Consider the following 23,454-nt stretch of genomic DNA (forward strand, 5'->3'; position numbering starts at 1 on the left):
GCCGTGGAACCGCTGGAGCAGATCGTCGCCCGCCTTGTGGAGCGGGTCGAGGGACGGTACTTCGGCAAGTACCGCGGCATCGTCACCGATGTCGACGACCCCCGCTCCATGGGCCGCGTCCGGACGCGCGTTCCGCATCTCACGGGTGACACGGAACTCGGCTGGGCCCTGCCCTGTCTGCCGTACGGCGGGCTGCCCGGCGAAGGGTTCTTCACCGTCCCCGGCGTCGGCGCGGGCGTCTGGGTGGAGTTCGAGGGCGGCAACCTCGCCTATCCGGTGTGGACCGGCGCCTGGTGGGGCAGCGACGAGGTGCCCCTGTCCGCGGGCCCCGCGCAGAAGGTCCTGCGCACGGCCAAGGGGCATGTGATCCTCCTGGACGACGAGGAGGAGACGCTCACCGTCACCGACGCCCACGGCAATACCGTCACCATGGACGCCGCCGGCGTCGTCATCGAGGACTCCAGCGGCAACACGGTCACCATGGACTCCGGCGGTATCACGATCGGCGCCCCCACGGTCACCATCGGCGAGAAGGGCACCGACCACCTGGTCGGCCACCGGGCCCTGGACACCGCCCTCCAGGCGCTGGTCAAGGTCCTCGCCACGCACACCCACGCCGCGGCGGGCGCGGCGACCTCGCCGCCCGTGGCTCCCCTCGTGCTCAGCCTCGAGGCCGCCAAGTCCCGGCACGAGGTGGAGCTGTAGATGGCGGACACACCCGAGCGTCACCTCGCCCTCCCGTTCGACGTGGGCCTCACCGGCGGCCTGCGCACCTGCGGCCCCGAGGACCATCTGCGCAACCTGGTCCTCCAGGTCCTGTTCACCGAGCCCGGCGAGCGGATCAACCGGCCCGACTTCGGCTGCGGCATCCGGCGCCTGGTCTTCTCCGGCGGCAACGAGATCCTGCGCACCACCACGCAGTTCCTCATCACCCAGAACCTGGACCACTGGCTCGGCGACCGCCTGAGAGTCGAGCAGGTCGACGTCCGGGCCGAGCCGGGCGCCGAAGAGGTGCTGCACGTCACGATCGTGTACGTCGCGAAACAGACCGGCACCCGGCAGTCCCTGAGCGTGACCACAGGTGCCGGCGGAGGGATCGTGTCCCTGGAGGCAGGACCATGAGCACGCCGCCCGCCGGCCCCTCCGGCACCCGGTCCTCCGGCCCGCCCCTGGGCGGCACGCGCCCGCTCCTGCGCGCCGGGATGGTCGGCATCGCCCGGGTGGAGGTCGTGGGCGCCGACTCCGCCACCGGAGCGCCGCCCCGACTCGCCGTCCTCCTCGAGCCCGCGGACGCGACCGACCTGGCCTCCTGGCTGCTCGACCGCACCGGGTACTCGCTGACCGGGGGAGCCCGGCTGCGTCCCCGCATCGCCGAGGTGGAACCCGTACCCGGACACCCCGACCGGGTCACTCTGCGGCTCGACGGCGAGGGGGACCGCAGCACGTACACGCTGGCCCTCACCGGCGAGAACGCGGACCCGTTCCACAACACCGCGGACGTACGCTTCCGGCTGGACTGCGCCACGGACACCGACTGCGGCCGGGCCTCCGGACCGGCCGCAGCCGAACCGCCGTCCACGGTCCGGATCGACTACCTCGCACGGGACTTCGCCGGGTTCCGCCGCGCCCTCCAGGGGTTCCTCCCGACCCGGATGCCCGGCTGGACCGAGTCCAGCGAGGCCGATGTCGGCGTCATGCTCCTGGAGTTGCTCGCCGCCACCGCCGACGGCTTCAGCTACGTACTCGACCGGGTGGCCAACGAGGCGTTCCTCGACACCGCGACCCGGCGCAGGTCCGTGGCCGGCCACCTCGCGCTCATCGGGCACCACCTCGACGAGGGCGCGTCGGCCACCACCCTCCTGCAGTTCCGGGTCGCCCGGCCGCACCTGCTCGCCGCGGGCTTCGCGGTACGGCAGCAGACCACCGACAACAGGGGCGCGGCGCCGGCCCGCCTCGGCTCCGACGCCGAGGACGCGGTGGTGTTCGAGACCGTGACGGACGCCGTGCTGTGGCCCGAGCACAACGAGCTGGTCATCTACGACTGGGACAGTCCCGACGGATACCTGCCTGCCGGCGCCACGTCGGCGCACCTCGTCGGCCACCTCACCGCCCTTGCCGCGGGCGACGCCCTCGCCCTGCGCGATACCGCCACGGGGCGGGCGGAAGTGGTGCGACTGGACCGCACCCCCGAGCGGCTCCCCGCCACCCCCTACGGCGCGCACGGCACCCCGCCGCTCACCCGGGTCACGTGGACCCGTGCCACCGCCACCCGCGTCGACCATCCCGTCGCCGGGACGGTCGTCCAGGGCAACCTGGTCCCCGCGACGCACGGGCGCACCCATCGTGCCCGAGTGGTGCTGCCTGCCCCGGGCGGGCGCGCGGACCGGAGCACGGACGGGGCGCCCGACACCACCGCCTCCGCGATCGCACACCCTGCGGTCGTGTCCCCCGGCGGCGTGGTCCTGCTCACGGTGTGGGGACTCGCGGACGGACAGGAGGTCGTCCTCGTCGTCGAGTCGCCCCTGGGCGAGCGGGAGGTCCGCACCCGGCCCCAGGATATCGCCGGCGGACTGGACGGCGAACCCTTCACCATCGACTCGGACGCCCCCGCCGGGATCTGGCGGGCCCTCGTCGGGGCCACGGCGGAGGGCGCCCTCGCCGCGCCGCAGGCGGTGGCGACCTGGGAGGTCCGCCCCGCCGCGGCCCCGGGGACGACCGACTCGCCGGGCCCGCGCCTGCGTGTCCCCGTACCCGGCGCACCGCTCAGCATCGACGCGGCGGGCCGGCCACAGGTGTGGGCGACGGTCGACGGCGCCGAGTGGCGCTGGGTGCCCACCCTGCTCGACAGCGGCCCGCGGGAGCGCGTGTTCACCCTGGAGCCCGGTGACGACGGGGGCGCGACGATGCTCTTCGGCCAGGGCGGCACCCGGACCGCCGGCCGGGGCGCGTTCGGCCTGAGGCCGGACGACGGCGCCGTGGTCGACCTGCGCTTCAGGGTGGGTCTGGGCACCGGTGGCAACGTCCCCGCGGGATCGCTCAACGTGCCCGTGGACGACGGCGCCTCGACCGTCGCCGGGCCTGGCGGCTGGCTCGTCTCGGTCACCAATCCGCTTCCCGCCACGGGCGGCCGCGGGCCACAGGACATCGAGGACGCGCGCCGGACCGGACCGGCCGCCGCCGGCGACCGCCTGGTCGCCGTCACCGCCCGGGACTACGCCGACGCCGTCGCCGAGTTCGACCGCTCGCTCGGCGGCGGCGTCGTCTCGCGTGCCCGGGCCGAGTTCCGTTGGACCGGCAGCTGGACCGCCGTCGACCTCATCCTGGACCTGGCCGCCGGTGCCGAACTCGACGACCGGCTCTCCGCCGATCTGCTGGCCTTCCTCGACCGGCGCCGGCTCACCGGGTACGACCTCCAGCTGCTGCCTGCCCGGGACCTGCCCCTCCAGCTCGCCCTGACGGTCTGCGTACGGCCCGGGTTCCTCGCCTGGTCGGTCCGCCAGGACGTGGCAGCGGCCCTGCGCCCCGGCAGCCACGACGGCGGCCCGCGCGGCCTGTTCCACCCCGAGAACCTGAGCTTCGGTGACCCCGTCCTCCTCAGTCGCCTCTATCTCGCGGTGCAGGCCGTGCCCGGTGTCGAGTCCGTCGGTGTCGATGTCCTCGCCCCGCTGGACTCGGCCACGCCGGAGGCGGACACCGCACAGGTCAAGGCGACCGGGCAGCTCACCGTGGGCCGTGACCAGATCGCGCGCCTGGACCACGATCCGGCTCGCCCCGAGCGCGGCCGGCTCACGCTCGTGACGCTGGGAGGCCGCTGATGGCCGGACCGTACGGGACGCCCCCGGGCGACGACGGCGCGGAAGGACGCGGCGGCAGCCTTGCCCGCCGCCCCGCGAATCCGCCCGGCCTCAGCCGGGTACGGTACCGGCTCGGCACGTTCGAGACGTTCCGCCGGGCCATGCTCGACGACCTGCCGCTGCGGCTCCCCGGCTGGCGTGAGAACGAGGCCTCACCCGACCACGCCACCGCCTTGGTGGACGCCTGGGCCTACCTGGCCGACAACGCCTCCCTCTACACCGAACTCGTCGCCAACGAGGCGTTCATCGGCACCGCCACCCAGCACGACTCGCTGCAGCGACTGGCCCGGCTCGTGGGATACCGGCCCGGCCCGGGCTCGGCCGCCCGCGTCCTGCTCGCCCTCACGATCGACCCCGCCCTGGCCGGAGAGACGATCACGGTCCACCAGGGCACCCGGGTCGGCGGGCGGGCCGCGCCCGACCTCATGCCCGTGGTGTTCGAGACCGACCAGGCGGTGGCCGCGCGCGCCGAGCACAACCACATCCCCATGGCCGCCTCCGGCCCGGCCAACCAGTTCGCCCCACTGACCGCGCTGGCGACCGTCGAGGCGCTGACCGCACCGCGATGGCCCGGGCCGACCGGACCGGGCACCTCGGGGCCGGGAGCCGGCGACTACAACCAGATCGCCGACGACCTCGGGCAGGTGTTCCCCACGCTCGCCGGTGCGCTGCTGCGGTCCGGCTCGCAGCCGGTCACCGGGCGGCCGCCGTCGCCGCCCCCGGACCCCGTCGACCAGGCACTGCCGGAGGCCACCGGCCGCCTGCGCCGCACCGTGTACCTGGCCGGAACCGGGCTGCGGCTGCGGGCGGGCGACCACGTGCTGGTCTTCGACCGCTTCCACGAGGGCGTCCCCGCCGGGGAAGGCCTGCTGCGCGAGATCGCCGAGGTCCGCGAGGACCGGCGCGCCCGGCGTACCGCACTGACCTGGGTCGAGGACGACACCGGCTACGCCGCGGGGACGGGCGGCGTCCCGGCCGTGTACGCGCTTCGGGCGAGCGCCAGGCCCTTCGGCGCCGACGCCCCCGCCTGGGCGGGCCTGCCCCGGGAACTGACCCAGGAGGGCGGCAGGTTCCCCACCGACTGGGACACCGGGGTCGGGAGCTGGCTGCCCGACGAGAAATCCGCGTTCCATCTCGACACCGTCGTCGACGGAGCGGCCGCCGGCAGCGACACCGACCCCTCGTTCGCCGTCCTGCTCGACCTCAGTGGCTCACGGCGGCACTACCGGACCTTCCGCCTGACCGGCGCCGACTCGGTCACCCACCTCGGGTTCACCCTGGAGCGCAGGGTCACCCGGCTGCGGCTCGCCACCGCCGTCCCGACGAAGACCTTCCTGCGCCGCGCCACCACCGTGCTGCTCCGGTCGCAGCGGCTGCCCCTCGACGACGCGCGCCCGCTGCCCGAGGCGCTCGGCGGCGACCGGCTGCTGCTCGCCGGACGACACCCGGGTCTCACCCCGGGGCAGTCGGCCGTCGTCACCTCGACGGTGCCCGGCGAGCAGGGGGAGAGCACCGTAGCCGAGGCCGTGTCCATCGAGGCGGTGACCGTGCTCACCGCCTCGGCGCTGACCGTCGTCACCCTCAGATCGCCACTGACGCACATTCATCACCGGTCCCGCACCGCGCTGCTGGGGAACGTGGTGCCGGCCAGTCACGGAGAGACCGTGCCCACGGAGGTCCTGGGCAGCGGCGACGGCACCGCGTGGCAGGGGTTCCGGCTGCGCCGCGGCCCGCTGACGTACCGTCCCGACAGCGAGGGAACCCAGCGCAGCACGCTGCAGGTCAGCGTCAACGGAGTGCGCTGGACCGAGCGGTCCTCGCTCGCCGGGGCCACGCCCGACGACACCGTCTTCGCCGTCGAGTACCCGCCCGGCGACGCCCCGGCCGCCGTCGTCCGCTTCGGCGACACCACGGCCCGGCCGCCCGCGGGACGCGACAACGTGACGGCCACCTACCGCCGTGGCCTCGGCTCCTCCGGCGCCGTCCCGGCCGGCGGCGTCACCCGCCTCGTGGACGGCGTCCCCGGTCTGCGCGCCGTGACCAACCCGCTGCCCGCGGAAGGCGCCGCCGACCCCGAGGGGGCCGCCGGCATCCGCCACAACGCCCCCGCGTCGCTGCGGACGCTCGACCGGGCGGTGTCCGTGGCCGACCACGCCGACCTGGCCATGTCCTTCCCCGGCATCGCCCGCGGCCGGGCGAGCGCCGTACCGGCGGGCGGTGAAGGTCTCGGCACCACGGGAGAGGTCCACCTCACCGTGGCCCGGGCGGACCGACGGCCACTGCCGGGCGACGAGATCGCGCGCCTGCGCCGGTTCCTCGACGCCCGCCGCGACGTCAACCAGCCGTTGCGCATCGTCGACTTCACCCCCGTGGCCGCGGACGTCGCCCTCGTCGTCGACATCGACGACCGGCACGGCCGCCGGACGACCGTGGCACGGGTCCGTGCCGCGCTCGCCCAGCGAACCGGTCCGGACGGCAGCCTCGGTCATCTCGCCACCCTCGGCTTCGGTGAGGCCCTGCGTCTCAGCCGCGTCTACGCCGCCGTACAGGCGGTCCCCGGGGTGACCCGCGCGGTCGTGACCCGGCTCGCCCCGGCAGGGTCCAGGAGCGGACCCGCCGTCCTCGACACGCTGCCCGTCCCCGCCACGGGCCTCGTCGTCGTGGCGGACGACCCCACCGACGGCGCGGGACTGCGCGGTCGGCTCACCATCACGGCCGGGACCGGGGGGTACACGGAGTGAGGCACACCCCGGAGTTGTGGCTGGAGCGGCTCTACGCACGGCTTCCGGCGTTCTACCGCCAGCAGGACCTGGAGATCGCCCGGCTGCGGTCGCCCGGCCTCGATGACGGCCAGGCCGTCGAGCGGGCCCCGCTGCGCGGTCTGCTGCGGACACTCGCCGGCCAGGTCGCGGCCGTCCGGCAGGACATCGACGACCTGTGGGACGACTTCTTCCTGGAGACCTGCGACGACTGGGTGGTGCCCTACCTCGGCGCGCTCGTCGGGACCACGCTCCTGCCCAACCCCGTCGGGCAGAGCAACCGCCAGGACGTGCGCAACACACTGGCCTGGCGCAGGGCCAAAGGGACACCCGCGATGCTCGCCGGGCTGGCCCGCGGCATCACCGGCTGGCCCGCCGATGCCGTCGAGGGCTTCCGCACGCTGGCCTGGACCCAGCACACCGACCACGTACGGGTGGACAGGCCGCTGACCCCGTCCCTGCGCGACCCTGTCGCGCTCGCCCGGCTCGGCACCGCGGACGACCCGTTCGCCCACCTGCCCGACCTCCGACCGCCCGGCCGGCCCGGAACCGCCGGGCCAGGCGCGGCGGGCGGGCGGCACGACCTGGGCACGGCGGTGTTCTTCCTGCGCCCGCTCACGACCTTCCCGCAGCGCGGCGTGACACCCGCCGCCGCGGCGCCCGGGCTGCCCGTCCCCGCCGGGGCACGCGCCTACACCTTCGACCCTCTCCACGAAGAACTCCCCCTGTTCGGGAAGGACGGACTCCCGCTGGAATCCGCGGCTTTCGCGGCGGACCCGGGCACCGCCTTCGGGCCGGAACGCGACCTGGTCGTACGGCGTGCCGGAGTGCCGCTCGCGCTGGCCCCGGCGGGCACACCGTCAGGAACCGCGGCGGACGCCCCTTCCGGCGGCGCCTCGGACGGCGGGCCCGTCGAGGACTTCGCCTTCGGCGCGCCCGGCCCCTCGACCCGGCTGCACGCGGGGGAAGGGATGCGCGTCCTCGATCCCTCGGTCTTCAGACGGCCGGCCGAGCACTTCCTGGTGTCGGCGCTCTGGTTCCCCGACCCTGTCGGCCCCGGCCCGGCGGCCGCCCCCGTCCGCCTGGGCACGATCGCGACGTCCCTCCTGCCGGACGCCGCACAGGCCTTCCGGCCCGACCGGCCGCTGGGCGGCGCGGGCCGTCTCGTCCTGCGCGTCGAAACCGGCCGGCCGGACGGCCTGCCCGGCCGCGAGGCGCTGGGTACGGCGGACGCCGGACGCTTCCCGGCCTGCGAGATCGCCGTGCGCGACGACACGCCGCCACGGGCCGCCCGGCACGACGGGATCCCCGCGACCGACGGCCGGTTCGCCGGTGCGGTGATCGCCTATCTGCCGGAGATGTTCGTCTGGCCCGGGCAGCCGGTGGACCTGCTCGTCACGACCGACGGCTCGACCTACCAGGTGATGCCTCCGGACGGGCGGCCTCCGGCCCGCGGCCGGCTCGCCCGCGCCTCGGAGGGCCAGGCCTGGCCACCCGCCGCGGCCGCTCGCCCCTCGACCTGGCCGCACCTCCCCGACGGTGGCACACACCGCGTGCGGGGACTCCTCGTCACGGACCGCACCCGGTTCGCCGGCCGGCCGGGACTGGTCCTGGAGATCCACGAACTGGCCGGCGTACCCCGGTTCGCCGGGGCGCTGGTGACCGAGGACACCCCCGTGAGCGAGGCGATCCGGGCCCGTCTGGCGGTGCCGCCGGGACAGACCGTATGGCCGGCGTTCTCGTACCTGCCGAGTCGGGACGCCGCCGCCGACCGCATCCCGGTGGAGCGGACCACCCTCGTCGCGCTGCGGGTCCGCGCGCTGGCCGCCCCGGGACCGGGTCCGGAACCGGCCGTGTCGCCGCCGTGCGAGATCGTCGTGACCGACCGGGCGGGCCGGGCGCTGCTCGCCTACCTGCCCGAGGCCACCCTCGTGGCGGACCCCGGCGACGAGCTCGAGGGCACCCCCGGCGCCGGCCCCGGCGCGCTGTTCACACTGGGCGCCGACGGGTCGACCTGGACCGTGCCCGGCGGCCTCCAGGAGATTCCGGCGGGAACGCTGCCGCCCGGATCTGCTCTCGCCCGTTTCGCCCAGGGACAGGTACTGCCCCTGGAGGGCGCCGTCCCGCTGCGACGCCGACGCGCGGTCCACGGGCCCGCCCGCTCCGGAGAGCTGGGCATCGACCCGGAGCGCGGCAGGTTCTGCCTCGCCGAGGACGACCCGCTCACCGCCGTCCCTCCCGGCGACCGCGACCTCACCGTCGACTACACCGAGGCGTTCCCAGGGCCGGTGGGGGCGCGCGCCGCCCTCACCACGTCGCCCGCCGCCGGCGACGACACGGACGACGCCGCACCGACGCGGATCGTGGCCGCCACGGGAGACGCGGCCGTCCGGCTGCCGCTCCACCGCGTCCACCGCACCCTGTCGGATGCCGTCGCCGCCTCCGCGGCGCGGTGGACATCGGTACGGGCTCCCCTCGACGAGGTCATCGAGATCGCCGACAGCGCCAGCTACCCCGAGCGGATCACCCTCGACTTCGGGCCGCCCGGACTACCGGCGGCGGCACTCCGACGGCACATCACCATCCGCGCGGGCGGCCGGACCGGCCCGGCCCGGCCGTGCCTCCTGGCACCCGACACCTCCGCCGCCGGCACCGGCCCCGCCCTGGTGACCGTACGCGGCGTCACCGGCACCACCCCCGTGGAAGCACTCTCCGTCGACCACGTACTGCACCTGTCCGGGCTGCTGATCGGGGGGCAGGTCCGGGTCGAGGACGGTTTCATGAGGACCCTGCGGATCGGAGCCTGCACGCTCGGCCCGCCCTCGGGCGCACCGGCCGCCGACGCCGACCGCGTGTCCGTACAGTGGGACGCGACCGACCCCGGCCATCAGAGCGAGCTCCTGGTCGCATCCTCCGTCCTGGCCGGCGTACGGGCCGGTCCCGGCGTGGCGTTGGTGTCCGCGGACGACTCGGTGCTGCACCGGGCCGGGGCCGGGGACCGCGCGGGTCTGGCCGTCGGCGGTCCGGACGAGCCCGGCCGCACCCGCGAGCAGGAGGCCGCCGATCCGGCGGGCGACCGCCCGGCGCGCCGGGTCCGGCTGCGCCGGGTGACCGTCCTGGGGCGGCTGCGGGCCGGTGAGCTCGAAGCCGACGAGTCGCTGCTCGCCGCCCTCGCCGTGGTCGACAGCCGGCAGAACGGCTGTCTTCGGTTCAGCCGCACCGAGCCCGGCTCCGTGCTGCCGCGGCGTTACCGGTGCGTGCCCGGCGACGAGGACCTCGGGCGCGGCGACTCCGCCCACCCGTCCTTCGGTTCGCTGCGGCCGCGTTCGCCGCTGTTCGCCGCGATCGGAGAGGCCGCCTCGCCCCTGGTCCGCACCGCGTCCGAGTCCGGGGACCAGGTCGGCGCCTTCGCCGGTGACCACCCGGGCCTGCGGCGGGCCAACTTCGAGGCCAAGCTCACCGAATTCCTGCCGGCCGGGCTACGGCCGGTGATCGTCGTCGAGGACCGGATCCCCGTGGGTCCTCGCCGGACCCACTTCTAGCCGGACCACTTCCAGGAGGAGAGCCGCATGAAAGCCGACTTCTCTCGACTGCGTGTCGACGACGCGTCGGGGGACGAGTGGTTGCAGCAGCAGGGGCGGCTCTGGCTCGACTCGGACTGGAACGAGGCCACCCTCGCACGCCTGCGCCGGCTCGAACTCCACGTGCGCGACGTCGTCGGCGCCCTGGGCCGCCCCGACCCCGGTACGGCGTTCCGGCTCGGCGACGGCGGGAACGGCGAGCTCACCATCGGGGGCGGTGCGGGGCCCGCCGGGCACCTGTACCTCGACGGGATCCTGGCCGCGAACCCCACCCGCACCACCTACGCGACGCAGCCGGACTATCCCGGCGCACCGCCGCTGCCCCTGCCGTCCGCGACCAGCAGCGGCTGGCAGCTCGTCGGCGACATGGGCACCGCGCGGGCCGGTCACGGCGCCGCCCCGGCACGGCCGGGCCCGCTCGCCCCGGTGGCCCGCGTCCTGGTGTGCGGGGGCACCTCCGCGGGAGCGGTCACCTCGACGGCCGAGCTGTTCGACCCGGTCACCGCCACCTGGTCGCCGACGCCCGCCATGGGCGTCGCCCGCGCCTGGCACTCCGTCACCGTCCTGCCCAACCGCCGGATCCTGGTGGCCGGAGGGCTCGGTCCTGCCGGGCTCGCGCTCGCGACGGCCGAGCTCTACGACCCCGCCACCGGCACCTGGACGGCGACCGCGCCGCTCGCGCGGGCCCGCTTCGGCCACACCGCCACCATGCTGGCCGACGGCCGCCTGCTGGTCGCGGGCGGCTTCGCCCGTACCGGCGGCTCCCTCGGACCCACGTCCGGCACCGACGCCCTCGCCGACGCCGAGATCTACACGCCCGCCACCGGCACCTGGACCACAGTCGCGAGCATGACGCGGCCACGCGGCAGGCACACCGCGGTGCGGCTGGGCCGACCGCCACTCGCCGGGGCGGTCCTCGTCTGCGGAGGACACCGGGAGGGCGCCGCCGAGGCCACCGCCGAACTCTACGACCCCGCATCCGACCAGTGGCGCTCCGCACCCGACCTCGCCGGAGCGCGCGAGGGCCACACGATGACGCTCCTCTCGGACGGGCGTGCCCTCGTCGTCGGTGGCCTCGCGGCCGGCCAGGCACTGTCCTCGTGCGAGCTGTTCGACCCGGTGGCCCAGGTCTGGCGGTCCGCCGCGGCCCTCGCGTCCGCGCGCACCGGGCACTGCGCCGCCCGCGTCGTGGCCGGCCAGGTCCTCGTCGCCGGCGGGCACCGGGGCGACCGCCCGCTCACCTCGGCGGAGCTCTACGATCCCGGCGCCGACCGGTGGACGGCGGGCCGTCCCCTCGCCGAGGCCCGCGCCTGGCACTCGGCCACCGTGCTCGACGACGGCTCGATCCTGGCCGCCGGCGGATCCAGCGCCCTGGACCCGGCGGCCGGGGCGGGAGGCGAGACCCCGGCGGCCGAACTGCTCGACCCGGTCGAGACCACGGTCGCCGTCGCCTACCTGGAGGTGTGGCGCCGGCTGGTCGGCTACCTCCAGGAGGACCGGCGCGAGGTCGCGCTCGGCGGCCCCGACACCACCGTGCAGCTCCGTACCGTCGCCCAGGTGAAGGTGGTGGCCGTGCCCGCGGCGCACCGGCCCGCCACCCTCGACGGCACGCACGCCGCGGCCTATCTGCCCGACGACGGAACCGGCCGGCTGTCCACTGTCGTCAGCCCCACGGCTCCTCCGCAGAACCCCTGCGACGTGCCCGCCGGCGGCACGTACACCGGCAGGGAGAACCGTCTCTACCGCGTCGAGATCCACGACTCCGGTGAGATGCTCGGCGCGCTGGCGCCCAGCCCGGTCCCGCTCACCGCCGACGCGCCGGGCGGCAGCGCCGAGCTGGCGGTGGGCGAGTTGACCGCGCCCCAGAGGGCCGCTCTCCTGGTCGGCGGCTGGGACCTGGTGGCGGGGCCGGGCCCCACGGCGCTGCGCGAGGCGGTGTCGGTCTCCTTCGTGGACGACACGGGCGTGGTACGGCTCACCCTCCCGACACGCCACAACGGCTACACCGTGGCGGGCGGCGCGGCGCTGGTCCCACGGCGGGACGTGGCCCGGCTGGCCGAGCCCGCCCCCGCCGGGGCGACATCGCTGCGCCTGGTGCCGGGAGAGGGCCCCAGTCCCGCGGAGACCGCGGCGGGGCGACTCGCGCGCCGCGGCTGGTACGTCCGTACGGGAGAGTCGGCCGAGCCCGTCGCAGTCGTGAGTTACGACCCCGAGACCGGTCTGGCCACCCTCGCCGGCCCGCTGCGCTCCGCGTACCCGCGGGACGCCGAGCTGGTGCCGCGGGCCCGTTACAAATGGTCGGCGGACAACGCGAGTTTCGCCACCGCGGTCACAGCCGTGCTGCGCACGGACCTCACCACGGCGACGACCACCCTCCAGGTCGGCAGCCTCGGCCGTGACCGGGCCGGCATGCTGCGCGTGGGGGACCTCGTCGAGATCTGCGGAGACACCGACGAACTCGGTCCGGGGCACGGCTTGCTGTGCCGGATCGCGGCCGACCCCGACCCCGACGCGCTCACCGTCACGCTCGACACCGCCCACCCACTGCTCACCCCGGCGCGCAATGCCGAGGTGCGTGCGGATCATGTCGTGCTGCGCCGCTGGGACGGCCTGGGGTTCGTCGGGCCCGAGGACGTGGACCTCGGCGAGGGGGTGAAGGTCCGCTTCAGCGGTTACGACTTCCGCGCCTCCTCGTACTGGTGGTTCACGACGCGGGCGCGCGACGCGTCCGTGGAAGACCTGGACGGTGTGCCGCCGCACGGCACCCGGCGGCACCGCACGCCCCTCGCGGTCCTCCACTGGAGGGGCGACCCGGAGACCGGGATCACCCTCGACCGCGCCGTGGACTGCGTCCCCGTGTTCGATCCCCTCACCGACCTGCAGGCACGGCACGTCCGGTACGACGACAGCCGCACCGCCCTGGGCGCCTCGAACGTCCAGGAAGCCATCGAGGCGCTCGCCCCGAAAACCCACCCCCGGGTCCGGCAGGACGGCATCAGCTGGCGCAACGACCGGCCGCTGCCCGTCACGACGTTCAACCAGGGCCTCACGGTGCGCTTCACCGAGCCGATGGCGCCCGCCACCCTCACCGACCGCACGGTCGAGATCTGGCTGCACGTGCCCGACCCGACCGAACCCCTCGTCCACGCCCTGCGCGTACCCTGCATCGTGACGGCCGGCCCCGACCAGGTCGGCGTCCGGCCGCGAACCGAGCTGGACCCGATCCGCGTCGGCCAGTGGCGGGACCGGCTGCGGCTCGTGGACGGATCCCCCGACCTGCGCGCCGTCGTCGTCCTGCACGGCGACAAGATCCTCGACGCGGCGGGGCGACGGCCGCTCGACGGGACCGTGTTCGGCCGGCTCACCCGCGACGGGTACGACACGGTGACCGACCTGCGTCTGCCCTCGGGCGACGGCCGCGCCGGCGGAAGGTTCGAAAGCTGGCTGTTCCTGACCGGCCCCCCGGCGCCGCCGCGGGTCGCCGGCGTCGAACCGGCCGCCGGGGCCTCCCTGGCCGCCGCACCGCCGGCGATCCACGTGATGTTCACGAAGGACGTGAGCCGGGAGAGCGTCACGGCCGCCGACCGCGTCGTCGTCCGGGGACCCGGCGGAGTCCGTGTCTCCGGAAGCGTCGAGCCGTTCCCCTTCACCCCGGCCGCCGACACCTGGTCGGGCCTCACCTTCACACCGGCCACCCCGGGATGGGCGGGAGCCGGCACCTACACGCTGACCCTGTCGAGCGCCATCGTGGACTCCGGCGGGCTCGGGCTCGACGGTGACGGCGACGGCACGCCCAGCGACTTCTCCGCGTCTTTCACCTTCGGACCGCCCCCGGCTCCCGTGCCGGTCCGCGTCACCCGGATCTCGCCGCCCGACGGCGCTCAGCTGCAGGAGTTCCCGGCCGTGATCCGGGTGGAGTTCGACAAGCTCGTCCAACGGAACACCCTCACCGCACAGTCGGTGGAGGTGGGCATGGCCCCGCTGGAGGACCCCGTCGCCTTCACGACGGTGGACGGCACCATCACCCCGTTCGGCGAGGCCGCGCCCGGGATGGTGCGGGGATTCACCTTCGCCCCCGCGGACCGCGACTCCCTCATCATCCCCGGCCTGTTCGTCGTCGACCTGCACGGGGAGGGGGCGCACGTGATCCTCGACGTGGACGGAATGCCGCTGGACGGACAGAGCAACGGGCGGCCCAGCCGGTTCTCCTCGTCCTTCGAGGTAGGGGAGGTGCGGTGAGGGCCGTGCGCGGCCGTCCGCCGCTCATCGGGCTGCTCGACCCGCCCGCCGACCGGTATCTGCGGGCCTGCGTCGAGGTGCTGCGGCGTCACCGGGGCACCGAACTCATCGGGGCGTACCTGTACGGCTCCGGGGTCATCGGCACCTTCCTCCCGGGCCGCAGCGACGTCGATGTGGTGGCCGTGGTCGCCGGCCCGCTGCGCCGGGACACCGCGCTGGCCCTGGCCCGGCAGGTCACTGCGGTGCCCCGCCCGTACGGCGTCAAGGGGATGGACCTGGCCGTCGTCAGCGCGACCGCCGCGGCCACCCGTTCGCCCGCTCCACGCTGCGAGATGAAACTCCTCACCTTCTGGGGCGAGCCGCGGACCGCGGACGAGGAACCCGAGGGCGACCGGCGGATGGTGATGCACTTCGCCTGCTGCCTCGACCACGGCATCGCCCTGACCGGCCCGCACCCCGCCCAGGTCTTCGCCCCCGTCGCCCGCGAGGCCTATCTGTCCGCGTTGCGGGCCGAGCTCGCCATGCGCTGGCTGTCCCCGCAGTACCGCGTGCTCAACGCCTGCCGTGACTGGCGCTACGCCGCGGAGAGCGTCATCTGCTCGAAGACCGAGGGCGGCCGCTGGGCCCGCGACCGGCTCCCGGACCCCTGGCTGGTGGACGCGGCGCTCCAATGGCAGACGGAGGGCGCGGGTCCTGTGATCGACGTGGTCGAACTGGAGGAATTCCTCCGGCAGATGGAGGACCGCCTCCTCGCCGGCCAGGCGGAGCCGCCGGTACCTGTGGCGACCGCGCCCCGGACGTGGACCGGAGCGGCACGGTGACGGCCCCGGGATCCCTGCCGGAGAGGGCGGCCCAACGGCTCGCCCGGGCCCCGGAGACGGCGGCGCCGACCGGGGCGGGCACGCTCCTGGTCTCGTGCGTCCTGGTCGGCGACGACCCCGCCGCGACCGCTCGCGCGATGCGCCTGTTCGCCGAACAGGACCACGAGCCGCGCGAACTGGTGCTCGTCACCCGCGACACCGGCGGCGACGCACCCTTCGCCGATGACGGGCCGCACGTCCGCGTGGTCACCGTGCCCCCGGACACGAGCGCGGCCGCCGCGCGCGACGTCGGCTGCGCGGCCGCGCGCGGGGAGCTGCTGGCCCTGTGGGAACCGGATTCCTGGTATCCGCCCTGGCGGCTGCGCTACCAGGCCGACGCCCTTCTCCGTAGCGGCCTGGACCTGTCGGCGGCCGCCTCTGCCGTGGTGTGGGACCCCGCGGCCGGTGAGAGCTGGGCCGGCAGCGCGGCCCCGTGGTCGGAGCCGCACCGTCTGTTCGGTGCGACCGTCTGCCTCACCCGACGTGCCTGGGCCGCCGGCCCGTTCGCCGCGCGCGGCGGGTTCCTGGCCGACGAGGCGGGCTGCTTCGTCCTGGACGTGCCCGACGGTCCCTTCCACGTCCCGCGCGGGGCCCATCTCACGGTCCTGGTACGCCCGGGAACCCACCCGCCCGAGCCCGGTCAGCCCGGCTTTCCGCGGGGCACCGTGGAGCGCCTGCTCGGTGGCTCCGCGCCCGACTGGGGGCGGCTCGGGGCCATCGTGCCCAGCCCCGCCCCGCCCTCCGGCGCCCCGGCACGGCCGGCCGCCCCCGGGGTCGCGCTGCGCGGGTCGGCGCTGCCCCTCGTGACCTGCGTCATGCCGACGTTCAACCGCCGCCGCTTCATCGCACAGGCGCTGCGCAACCTGAGGGGTCAGGACTACCCGCGGCTCGAACTCGTCGTCGTGGACGACGGGTCCGAACCGGTCGAGGACCTCGTGGCCGACGTGGCGCACGTGCGGTACATCCGACTCGGCGAGCGGGCGACGATCGGGCGCAAACGCGACGTCGCCTGCGAGAGCGCACGGGGCGAGTTCGTCATCCAGTGGGACGACGACGACTGGTTCGGCCCGGAGCGCGTGAGCCGCCAGGTTCGGGACCTCGTGCGCGGAACCGCCGACCTCACCGGCGTAGGAGTCAACCTCATGCTCGACGTGCGGAGCATGCGGCTGTGGTCGACACGCGAGCAGGAGGCGGCCGATCCGCGATACGCGTCCATCGAGGCGCTGGCGGCCGGCACCCTCGCCTACCCGCTGGACTGGTGGCGTCGTGTCGGCGGGTACCCCGACGCCTCGCTCGGCGAGGACATCGGGCTGGTGCAGCGGTTCGCCGACGCCGGGGCGCGGATCCAGGCCCTCAGCAATCGCGGTATGTACGTCTACATCCGCCACGGACGCAATTCGTGGCGCTTCGACTTCACCCCGGACGACGGGCCGCCCGGCTGGAACCGGGTCGAGGGGCCCGGTCCGCTGTCCGCCGAGGACCTCGCCTTCTACGCCTCGTTCGCCCCCACAGGAAGCCCCGCCCATGGCCGTTGAACTCCCGCTGGTGACCTGCGTGATGCCGACCCGTGACCGGCGTCCCTTCGTCGCGCAGGCGCTGGCCTGCTTCCTGGCCCAGGACTATCCGGCGCGCGAACTCATCGTCGTCGACGACGGTGCGGACCCCGTCGCCGACCTCGTGCCGGCCGACCCGCGCGTGCGCTACATCGGGCTGCGGGAGCCCCGGTCGATCGGGATCAAGCGCAATATCGCCACGCAGGCCGCGCGGGGGGAGATCATCGTCGGCTGGGACGACGACGACTGGCACGGCCCCAACCGGATCTCCGCCCAGACCGCGCCCATCGCGGCCGGCACGGCGGACGTCACCGGCCTCGGCGCGCCCGTCTTCCTGGACATCAGGACCGGCTGGTACTGGGAGTGCGACACCCAGGACTGGTGCCTGTTCGCCGGGCTCGTCCTCTGCGGCACTCTCGCCTATCCCCGCACCTGGTGGCTCACCAGCGGCGGCTTCCCCGACTCCTCGCTCGGCGAGGACGTGCACTTCGCCGACGCTGCGTTGCGCCGCCACGCGCGCCTCGCGTCCGTGCCGGCACAGGGCCGTTTCGTGTACGTACGTCACCCCGGCAATACGTGGCACTTCGAGGTGGGCGGCGGCGGCCTCGACGGATGGCGCCGAGTGCCGCCGCCGCGCTGGCTGCCGCAGCGCGACCGGAAGTTCTACGCCCGGCTACGGGCGGGCGGTTCGGCCGGTACGGAGGCACCGGCCGCTCGCGCCCGTACGGGAACACCGGCCGACACGCCTCGTCGGGCACCGGCGGCCGCATCCGCGCGACCGGCAGCGGCGAACGAGCCGGCGACCGGAACGCCGGCCGCCACCGCGACCAGGGTCGCGGCGGGAACCGGCACCAACGGGCCGAACGCGGCCGGGAGGCCGGGCCGGTGAGTGGCGGACGTGCGCCCCGCGCCTCGGAGGCGGCCCCGCCGGTGCGGCCGGCGCGTGTCGAGGCCGTGGCGAGCCTGCTGCGCGCCGCGCCCCGCGGAGCGGACACGGAAGCCGCCGAGCGGCACGCGGACGCCGTCGCGGAGGTGCTGCTGCCGGTCATCGAGGACGCCCTGCTGCGCGGCCCGCAGGCCGCGGGACCCGGACCGGCCGCCCCGTCCTCCGCCGCCCGGGAGCGGGCCACGGCCGGCGGTCTCGACCGGGGACCCGCTCCGCCCGCCGGCCGGCCCGCCACGCCCGAGGCCGCCCTCGGCACCGCCACACCGGGCGAACCGCTCGCCCCCGCACTGCGGGAGGCCGCCGGGCATGCGCTCGGGGTGGACCTGGAGCCGGTCCGGCTGCACCGGGGGGCGGCGGCCGCGGGCACCGCGGCGGCGCTCGGAGCACGGGCGTACGCCTTCGGCGCGCACGTCGTCCTGGGGCCCGACTGGGGCGGTACGGGAACCGCCTCCGGGCGGCGACTGCTCGCCCATGAACTCGCGCACGTCGCCGTCCAGGCGCACCAGGGCGAGGCCCGCGTGCAGCACGACCTGCACGGTGCGTCGCAGCAGCGCGCGCCCTTCGACCCGATCGACACCGGCGCCGATCCCGCCGCGTTCATCGCCGTGCTGCCCACCCTCTTCACCGGTCTGCGATCGGTCGTCCTCGACGCGGAGGCCGTCGCGCGCGGGGTCTCACCGAAGGTGCTGCAGCCGTCCGAGTGCTTCCTGTTCGTCGAGAACTACATCGTGGTCGTACGGCCCGACGGGTCGGTGCGGGACCTGTTCGAGCAGGACACCTCGCACCCGACGATGCTCGACGCGCCGGTCGTCTTCCTGCGCGAACACCGCACCGGTCTCGTCTGGTTCCTCGGCCTGCGCGGGGATCACCTCGCCATCCAGTCGTTCCGGCGCTACACCGGGGTGCCGGAACCCGGGCGCCGCGCCGGGGACAGCGTGCTGGTGGCGTACATGCCCGGCGTTCTCGTCCCGCCGGAGCTGGCCCGCTCCCTGAGCCGGCGCGCCCGCGGGGCGTCGGGGACCGAGGCGGAGGCACCGGGCTGGGCGCGCGACGCGGCGGCCCGCCAGCGCCGACGGCGGTCCGGCGGAGCCGGCGCGACGGCAGGGGGCCCCGGTGCGGGTGCGCGGGGGGAGGGCGCCGGAGGGGGCGGAGCAGCCGACCGCTCGACCGGCACGGGCTCGGAGGGCACCGGACCCGGCACCGACCCGGGGACCGCGTCGGGCGCCGGACCGGGCGCCGCCGCTCAGGGCGCGGGCGCTCCGCCCCGCGCGCCCGGCGTGCTGCGTGGCCCGGCGGTGTACCGCGCCGGGGTGAGCCGGACCGGCACCCCGCAGCTGGCGATCACCATCGACCGGGCCACGACCACGATCCCGCTGCGTGAGGGCGAGTCCCCGGCCGCGCTGGACAGGCGCGTCGACGCCGCGGAGCGCGCCCTCCAGGAGTCCCGGGACCCCAGCGCCCGCCAGAGCATCGCCGATGGAGCCCGTACCACCGGCTTCACGCCACCGCCCGCAGGATCGGCCGCCGCCGTCGTCCCCCCTCAGGAGGCACGGGCACAGGCCCGTGCGTCGGGCGCCGCCACCACCCCCGGCGAACGCGTCCCGGGCGGGCGCACCGGCGCCAACGCCCCCGCGTACCCGTCGCAGATCACCATGGCGGGCATCGAACCCGAGGAACCGGCCATCAGCACGGCGGGGGCGACCAACCGGTTCACCATGGCGCTCGACTACGCGGCCCGGTCCCTCGGCTTCCAGGACGAGGTCTTCAACCGGATGCAGACGGTCCAGTTCTACTGGGAGATCATCGACGTCACCGGGCTCACCCGCGAACAGGCGCGGAGCCGGTCGCGTACGACCGCCGTGGGCGGGGGAGAGGCGCAGACCGGCCTGAGCGCGCTCGGTACCAACCTCTCGCGTGACGCCGCCGCGGTCGCCGAGGACCAGCAGCGGGACCTCGAGATGATGAGCGAGGAGGACTGGCCCTGGCAGGCCCGCGCCTCGTACCTCATGGTCATCGGCCTCTCGAACACCGTCCGCCTGCTGGGCTCCGTCATCGGGAGCTTCATCGACGCCGTGACACAGCCGCTGAACGAGCGCTCCATCGGCTTCGACCGCGAAGGCGACTTCCTGGTGCGCTGCGTGGCGACGCCGCAGTGGTCGGACGAGGCCGCCGCGGACCCGGAACACCATGTGCTGCGGGCGTCGAGCATCGCGGTCAAGCCGGTACGGATCTCCTCACTCGGCACCCGGGCCGCCGAGGGCGCCGACCGCGAGGCCACCTCTCTCGCCGCCGCCAGGGCCGAACTCGCCGCGGCCCTCGCGTCCGGCGACCCGCGCCGCATCGCCGTGGCCCGCGCCAACCTGGAGCGGCTCGTCGCCGCCGGCCGCGCGGGCGGCTTCGAGACCTACACCCAGACGCTCGGCGCCCTGCGCCGCCGTCTGACCACCGCCCAACAGCTCCGGACGCACCGCGCGCAGCGTGCCCCCATCTCGGAGCTGTCCGACGACGAGGTGCTGCTCGACATCCAGCTCCTGCGCACCGGCCAGTCCGTCGAGGACTGCGTCGCCGTGACCCAGCGGCAGCTCACCCAGTTCGCCGGCGAGAACGACGAGCATGCGACCTGGGTCGGGCAGCAGCACGCCCGGTTCACGCCGGTCGGCGGCATCACCGAGTTCCGTCCGCGTCTCGCCCTCGCCAGCGAGGAGAACGGCCAGGTCACCGAGGTCCGCACGATGCTCGGCGAACTCGCCGGGTCCCGCGAGGGCGCACGCCGGTGGGCCCTGGTCGACATCACCTCCCCGGGCAGCCGCGACATCTACGTCGGGCGCGGCTCCCCGTCCGGCCACGCCGGGCAGGTCGCCGCCATCCGCGACGCCTTCCGTGTCTTCGCCGAGAACTCCGGGTACGGCCGCGGCACGCTCGCCATCCGGCTGCCCGCCGAGCTCGGCACCGCGCTCGGCGCCCCCGTCCCGATCGAGCCCGCGATGCGTTCCGCCCCCGGCTCCCGCGCCCGGGCCATGCAGCGGCTGCGCGACCTCGCCACCGTCGCCGAGATCGCCGCGATCTTCGCCACGGGAGGCCTCGGGGTCGCCATCGGCGCGGTCGGCGGGATCGCGGGCGCCATCACCGCCATCGACGCGCTGGCCCGGCGTGCCCGTACGGGACACACCTGGGAGATCGGCCTCGTCTTCGACGTCCTTGGTGTCGTAGGAGGTGTGGCCTCCACGCTGGGTGTCGGTACGTTCGTCGCCCGGGGCGTCGCGGAGAGCGGGCGCGCGGCCGGACGCCTGCCGAGCTGGATCAACCGCCTGGAGCGGACCGAGACGGCCCTCCACATCCACGGGGTCGTGGGCAACGTCCAGCAACTCATCACCATCCCCGTCCAGCTCGCCGTCGAATGGAACGAGATCGACCGCGCCGAGGGGCTGACCGAGGGCGAGCGTGACTCGCGGCGGGCCCGCGCCTTCCTCGGCGCGCTCCGGTCCGGGGCGATCACCGTCGTGTCCATGGGAGGCGGGCTCGCGCATCACGAGGAGGGGGCCCGGCCGCGCACCGGCGGCGAGGAACCGCCGCTGCCCGCGGGCACCGGCGCGCCGGAGGCACAGGCCCTGGCCGACGGCAGCGGACCGCCCCGTCCGCCGGTACGGGACGTCGGCGGCCCGCGCGCCGAGGGCGGCGCCGAAGCGGCCGGCACCACTCCAGTGGCAGGCGAGCGGGCAGCGGCCGGGGCGGAGGGCCCTGTCGGACCCGCCGTCACGGACCTGGTGGCTCAGGCCCGTTCCCTGGCCGAGCGCCGTCTCGCGGCGGCCCGGCGAGCCGCCTCCGAGGGCGGCGCCGAGCGGGCGACCGCCGAGCCCGCTCGTCCGCAAGAGGAGACCGTCGAGGCCCGGACGGCGGCCGGCACCACGCGGCCCACTCGGCCCGGGGATCCCGCCGCGCCGGACGTCAACACCGCCGAGCGCGACCTCGCCGTCCAGATCCTCGGCGTACGACTCGGGCAGACGCGTCCGCCCGGCCCGGTGGATCCCGCGGCCCCGCCGCCGCGACCTGGCCCGTTCGGCAGCCGTACCACCTCCGCCGAGCAGGCCGTCGCCACGTACGACCAGGCGGTCGCCGCCGGCCGCGGTGCCGAGGTCGGGCTGTTCTTCAACCCGAACACCGGGGAGTTCGCCGTCCAGATCGGAACCGAGTTCAGCGTCCGCTCCCCGGCCGGCGACGGCTGGCAGGCGCTCGTGCACCTGCACCCCAACCCGGAGAACATCATCGTCCTGCGGATGCCGGCGCCCGCCGACATCGCGCTGGCGGTCCGGGCGGCTCTGCGCAGCGGCAGCCACACCGAATTTGTCCAGTCCACCCGTCCCGACGGCTCCACGGGCATCACCCGGGTCACCGTGACCACGAACCCGATGCGGATCGTGGTCGAGATCCCGGCGGCGCCGGGAGAGCCCGCGCGCCGCATCGACGTTCCCACCCCCGAGGCCTACAGCCGCGAGTACGGCAGCGAGACCCGGCATCTCGACCCGGCGAGTCCCGCGTACGAGTGGGTGATGCGCGACCTCGACGACTTCTACCGGCAGCGGCGCGAGGACGACTGGACCGGGAGCGGCACGGCCGTCCCGGGCGACCCCGCCGCCCGGCAGCCGGGGGAACACACCGCCATGGGGACCGCCCCGCCCGAACGGGTCCCCTCACCGGCCGAGGCCGAGGCCACCGCGGAGATCGCCCGTCTGCGAGCGCGCCTGTACCGGTGGCGGAGCACCTCCGGCGGCGATCCCGCGGCCGCCTCCCTCATCGACACGCACCTCGCCGCCCTGCGCGACCTCGCCGCGGCCGCGCGCCGCGGGGAGAACGTCGAGGGCGCGCTGCACGGGATCCGTGAGGATCTCCCGGCCCAGCGCCGCCTCACGCGGCCGGTCGACGCCGGCCGGGTGACCGCGCTGGCGGCCCGGGCCCGGCGGGCGGCCGCCCGGACGCGCGATCCGGAGGCTGCGGCGGAACTCACCCGGATCGCCGGCGAGGCCGACCTGCTCGCCGCCCGGACGGCCGCCGAGCCCGGCTACGACGCCCGGACCGGCTACGACGTGCTGGACCGGCAGACCCGCCGCGCCACCCGGCGGGAGTACGAGGTGTACATCGACCTGCTCCAGCCCGCCGAACGGGCCCAGGTGACGTCCTGGTTCGAGGACCACCTCGCCCCTCTCCACAGCACACCGGTCGGCGTGCTGCTGGTCCGCGACATCATCCGGCACATCGAGACCGCGGACGCGCTGACGCTCACCCAGTCGCCCCGCAGCGCCGGCATCGACGTCGCCGGTACGGCGGCCATGCAACGCCAGGTACGCGAAGGCATCGCCGCCGGACGCTACAGCGCCGAGTACACCGCCCTGTTCGAGGCCGCCGCCCGCGACGCGGCGGCGCAGGGCTTCACCGACGGGTGGCCACGCACACCGGACGGGGTCGCCTGGCAGGTGGACCACGTGGGTGAGCTGTGGCTCGGCGGCGCCGACGACGCCTCCAACTACCTGGCCCTGCCGCCGGTGGTGCACAGCCTGAAGACCGCCATCCTCGGACAGTTCCGCCGTGAATTCCGCGGCCGGAGCATCGAAGGGGAAAGCCGGGACCTCCGCGAGACAGATGCCCCGGAACCGTGAACAGAGGAGGA

At 75.5% G+C, this 23,454-nt stretch carries 10 protein-coding genes; all 10 read left to right on the plus strand.

The features are described 5' to 3' along the window. The first annotated feature begins 3 nt into the window (after positions 1-3). Genes ABEB09_RS33885 through ABEB09_RS33930 form a run of 10 tightly spaced genes read left to right on the plus strand, consistent with a single transcriptional unit; the run spans position 4 to position 23,443 of the window. Positions 4-705, plus strand: coding sequence for a phage baseplate assembly protein V (locus ABEB09_RS33885; protein ID WP_345693745.1), 702 nt, complete (start codon positions 4-6; stop codon positions 703-705). After that, positions 706-1,122, plus strand: a complete 417-nt coding sequence (locus ABEB09_RS33890) for a GPW/gp25 family protein (RefSeq protein WP_345693746.1) — start codon at positions 706-708, stop codon at positions 1,120-1,122. It abuts the gene before it with no gap. Beyond that, a complete protein-coding gene (locus tag ABEB09_RS33895) occupies positions 1,119-3,815 on the plus strand; it encodes a baseplate J/gp47 family protein (protein WP_345693747.1) in 2,697 nt (898 codons plus the stop codon). The genes ABEB09_RS33890 and ABEB09_RS33895 overlap by 4 nt, the downstream gene beginning before the upstream one ends. After that, on the plus strand, positions 3,815-6,595 hold the full coding sequence (locus tag ABEB09_RS33900) for a baseplate J/gp47 family protein (protein WP_345693748.1): 2,781 nt from the start codon (positions 3,815-3,817) through the stop codon (positions 6,593-6,595). Before ABEB09_RS33895 ends, ABEB09_RS33900 begins: the two co-directional genes overlap by 1 nt. Continuing rightward, entirely contained in the window at positions 6,592-10,155 is a 3,564-nt protein-coding gene (locus ABEB09_RS33905; protein WP_345693749.1) for a hypothetical protein, read from the plus strand. Before ABEB09_RS33900 ends, ABEB09_RS33905 begins: the two co-directional genes overlap by 4 nt. 27 nt (positions 10,156-10,182) lie before the next feature. Then, a complete protein-coding gene (locus ABEB09_RS33910; protein WP_345693750.1) occupies positions 10,183-14,433 on the plus strand; it encodes a DUF6519 domain-containing protein in 4,251 nt (1,416 codons plus the stop codon). Further along, positions 14,430-15,254 (plus strand): aminoglycoside adenylyltransferase domain-containing protein, encoded by an 825-nt coding sequence (locus ABEB09_RS33915; protein WP_345693751.1) that lies wholly within the window; start codon positions 14,430-14,432, stop codon positions 15,252-15,254. Before ABEB09_RS33910 ends, ABEB09_RS33915 begins: the two co-directional genes overlap by 4 nt. Beyond that, on the plus strand, positions 15,251-16,828 hold the full coding sequence (locus ABEB09_RS33920; protein WP_345693752.1) for a glycosyltransferase: 1,578 nt from the start codon (positions 15,251-15,253) through the stop codon (positions 16,826-16,828). The genes ABEB09_RS33915 and ABEB09_RS33920 overlap by 4 nt, the downstream gene beginning before the upstream one ends. Continuing rightward, positions 16,818-17,735: a glycosyltransferase family 2 protein gene (locus tag ABEB09_RS33925; protein WP_345693753.1), complete on the plus strand. Its 918-nt coding sequence runs from the start codon at positions 16,818-16,820 to the stop codon at positions 17,733-17,735. Before ABEB09_RS33920 ends, ABEB09_RS33925 begins: the two co-directional genes overlap by 11 nt. After that, positions 17,732-23,443, plus strand: a complete 5,712-nt coding sequence (locus ABEB09_RS33930; RefSeq protein WP_345693754.1) for an eCIS core domain-containing protein — start codon at positions 17,732-17,734, stop codon at positions 23,441-23,443. Before ABEB09_RS33925 ends, ABEB09_RS33930 begins: the two co-directional genes overlap by 4 nt. Positions 23,444-23,454: the final 11 nt, after the last annotated feature.

This window comes from Streptomyces coeruleoprunus (genome assembly GCF_039542925.1).
In the GTDB taxonomy this organism is placed as follows: Bacteria; Actinomycetota; Actinomycetes; order Streptomycetales; family Streptomycetaceae; genus Streptomyces; species Streptomyces coeruleoprunus.

Coding starts and splice junctions, on each gene's coding strand:
- ABEB09_RS33900 (WP_345693748.1), top strand. CDS start 3,815: ATGGCCGGACCGTACGGGACGCCCCCGGGCGACGACGGCGCGGAAGGA.
- ABEB09_RS33895 (WP_345693747.1), top strand. CDS start 1,119: ATGAGCACGCCGCCCGCCGGCCCCTCCGGCACCCGGTCCTCCGGCCCG.
- ABEB09_RS33890 (WP_345693746.1), top strand. CDS start 706: ATGGCGGACACACCCGAGCGTCACCTCGCCCTCCCGTTCGACGTGGGC.
- ABEB09_RS33910 (WP_345693750.1), top strand. CDS start 10,183: ATGAAAGCCGACTTCTCTCGACTGCGTGTCGACGACGCGTCGGGGGAC.
- ABEB09_RS33925 (WP_345693753.1), top strand. CDS start 16,818: ATGGCCGTTGAACTCCCGCTGGTGACCTGCGTGATGCCGACCCGTGAC.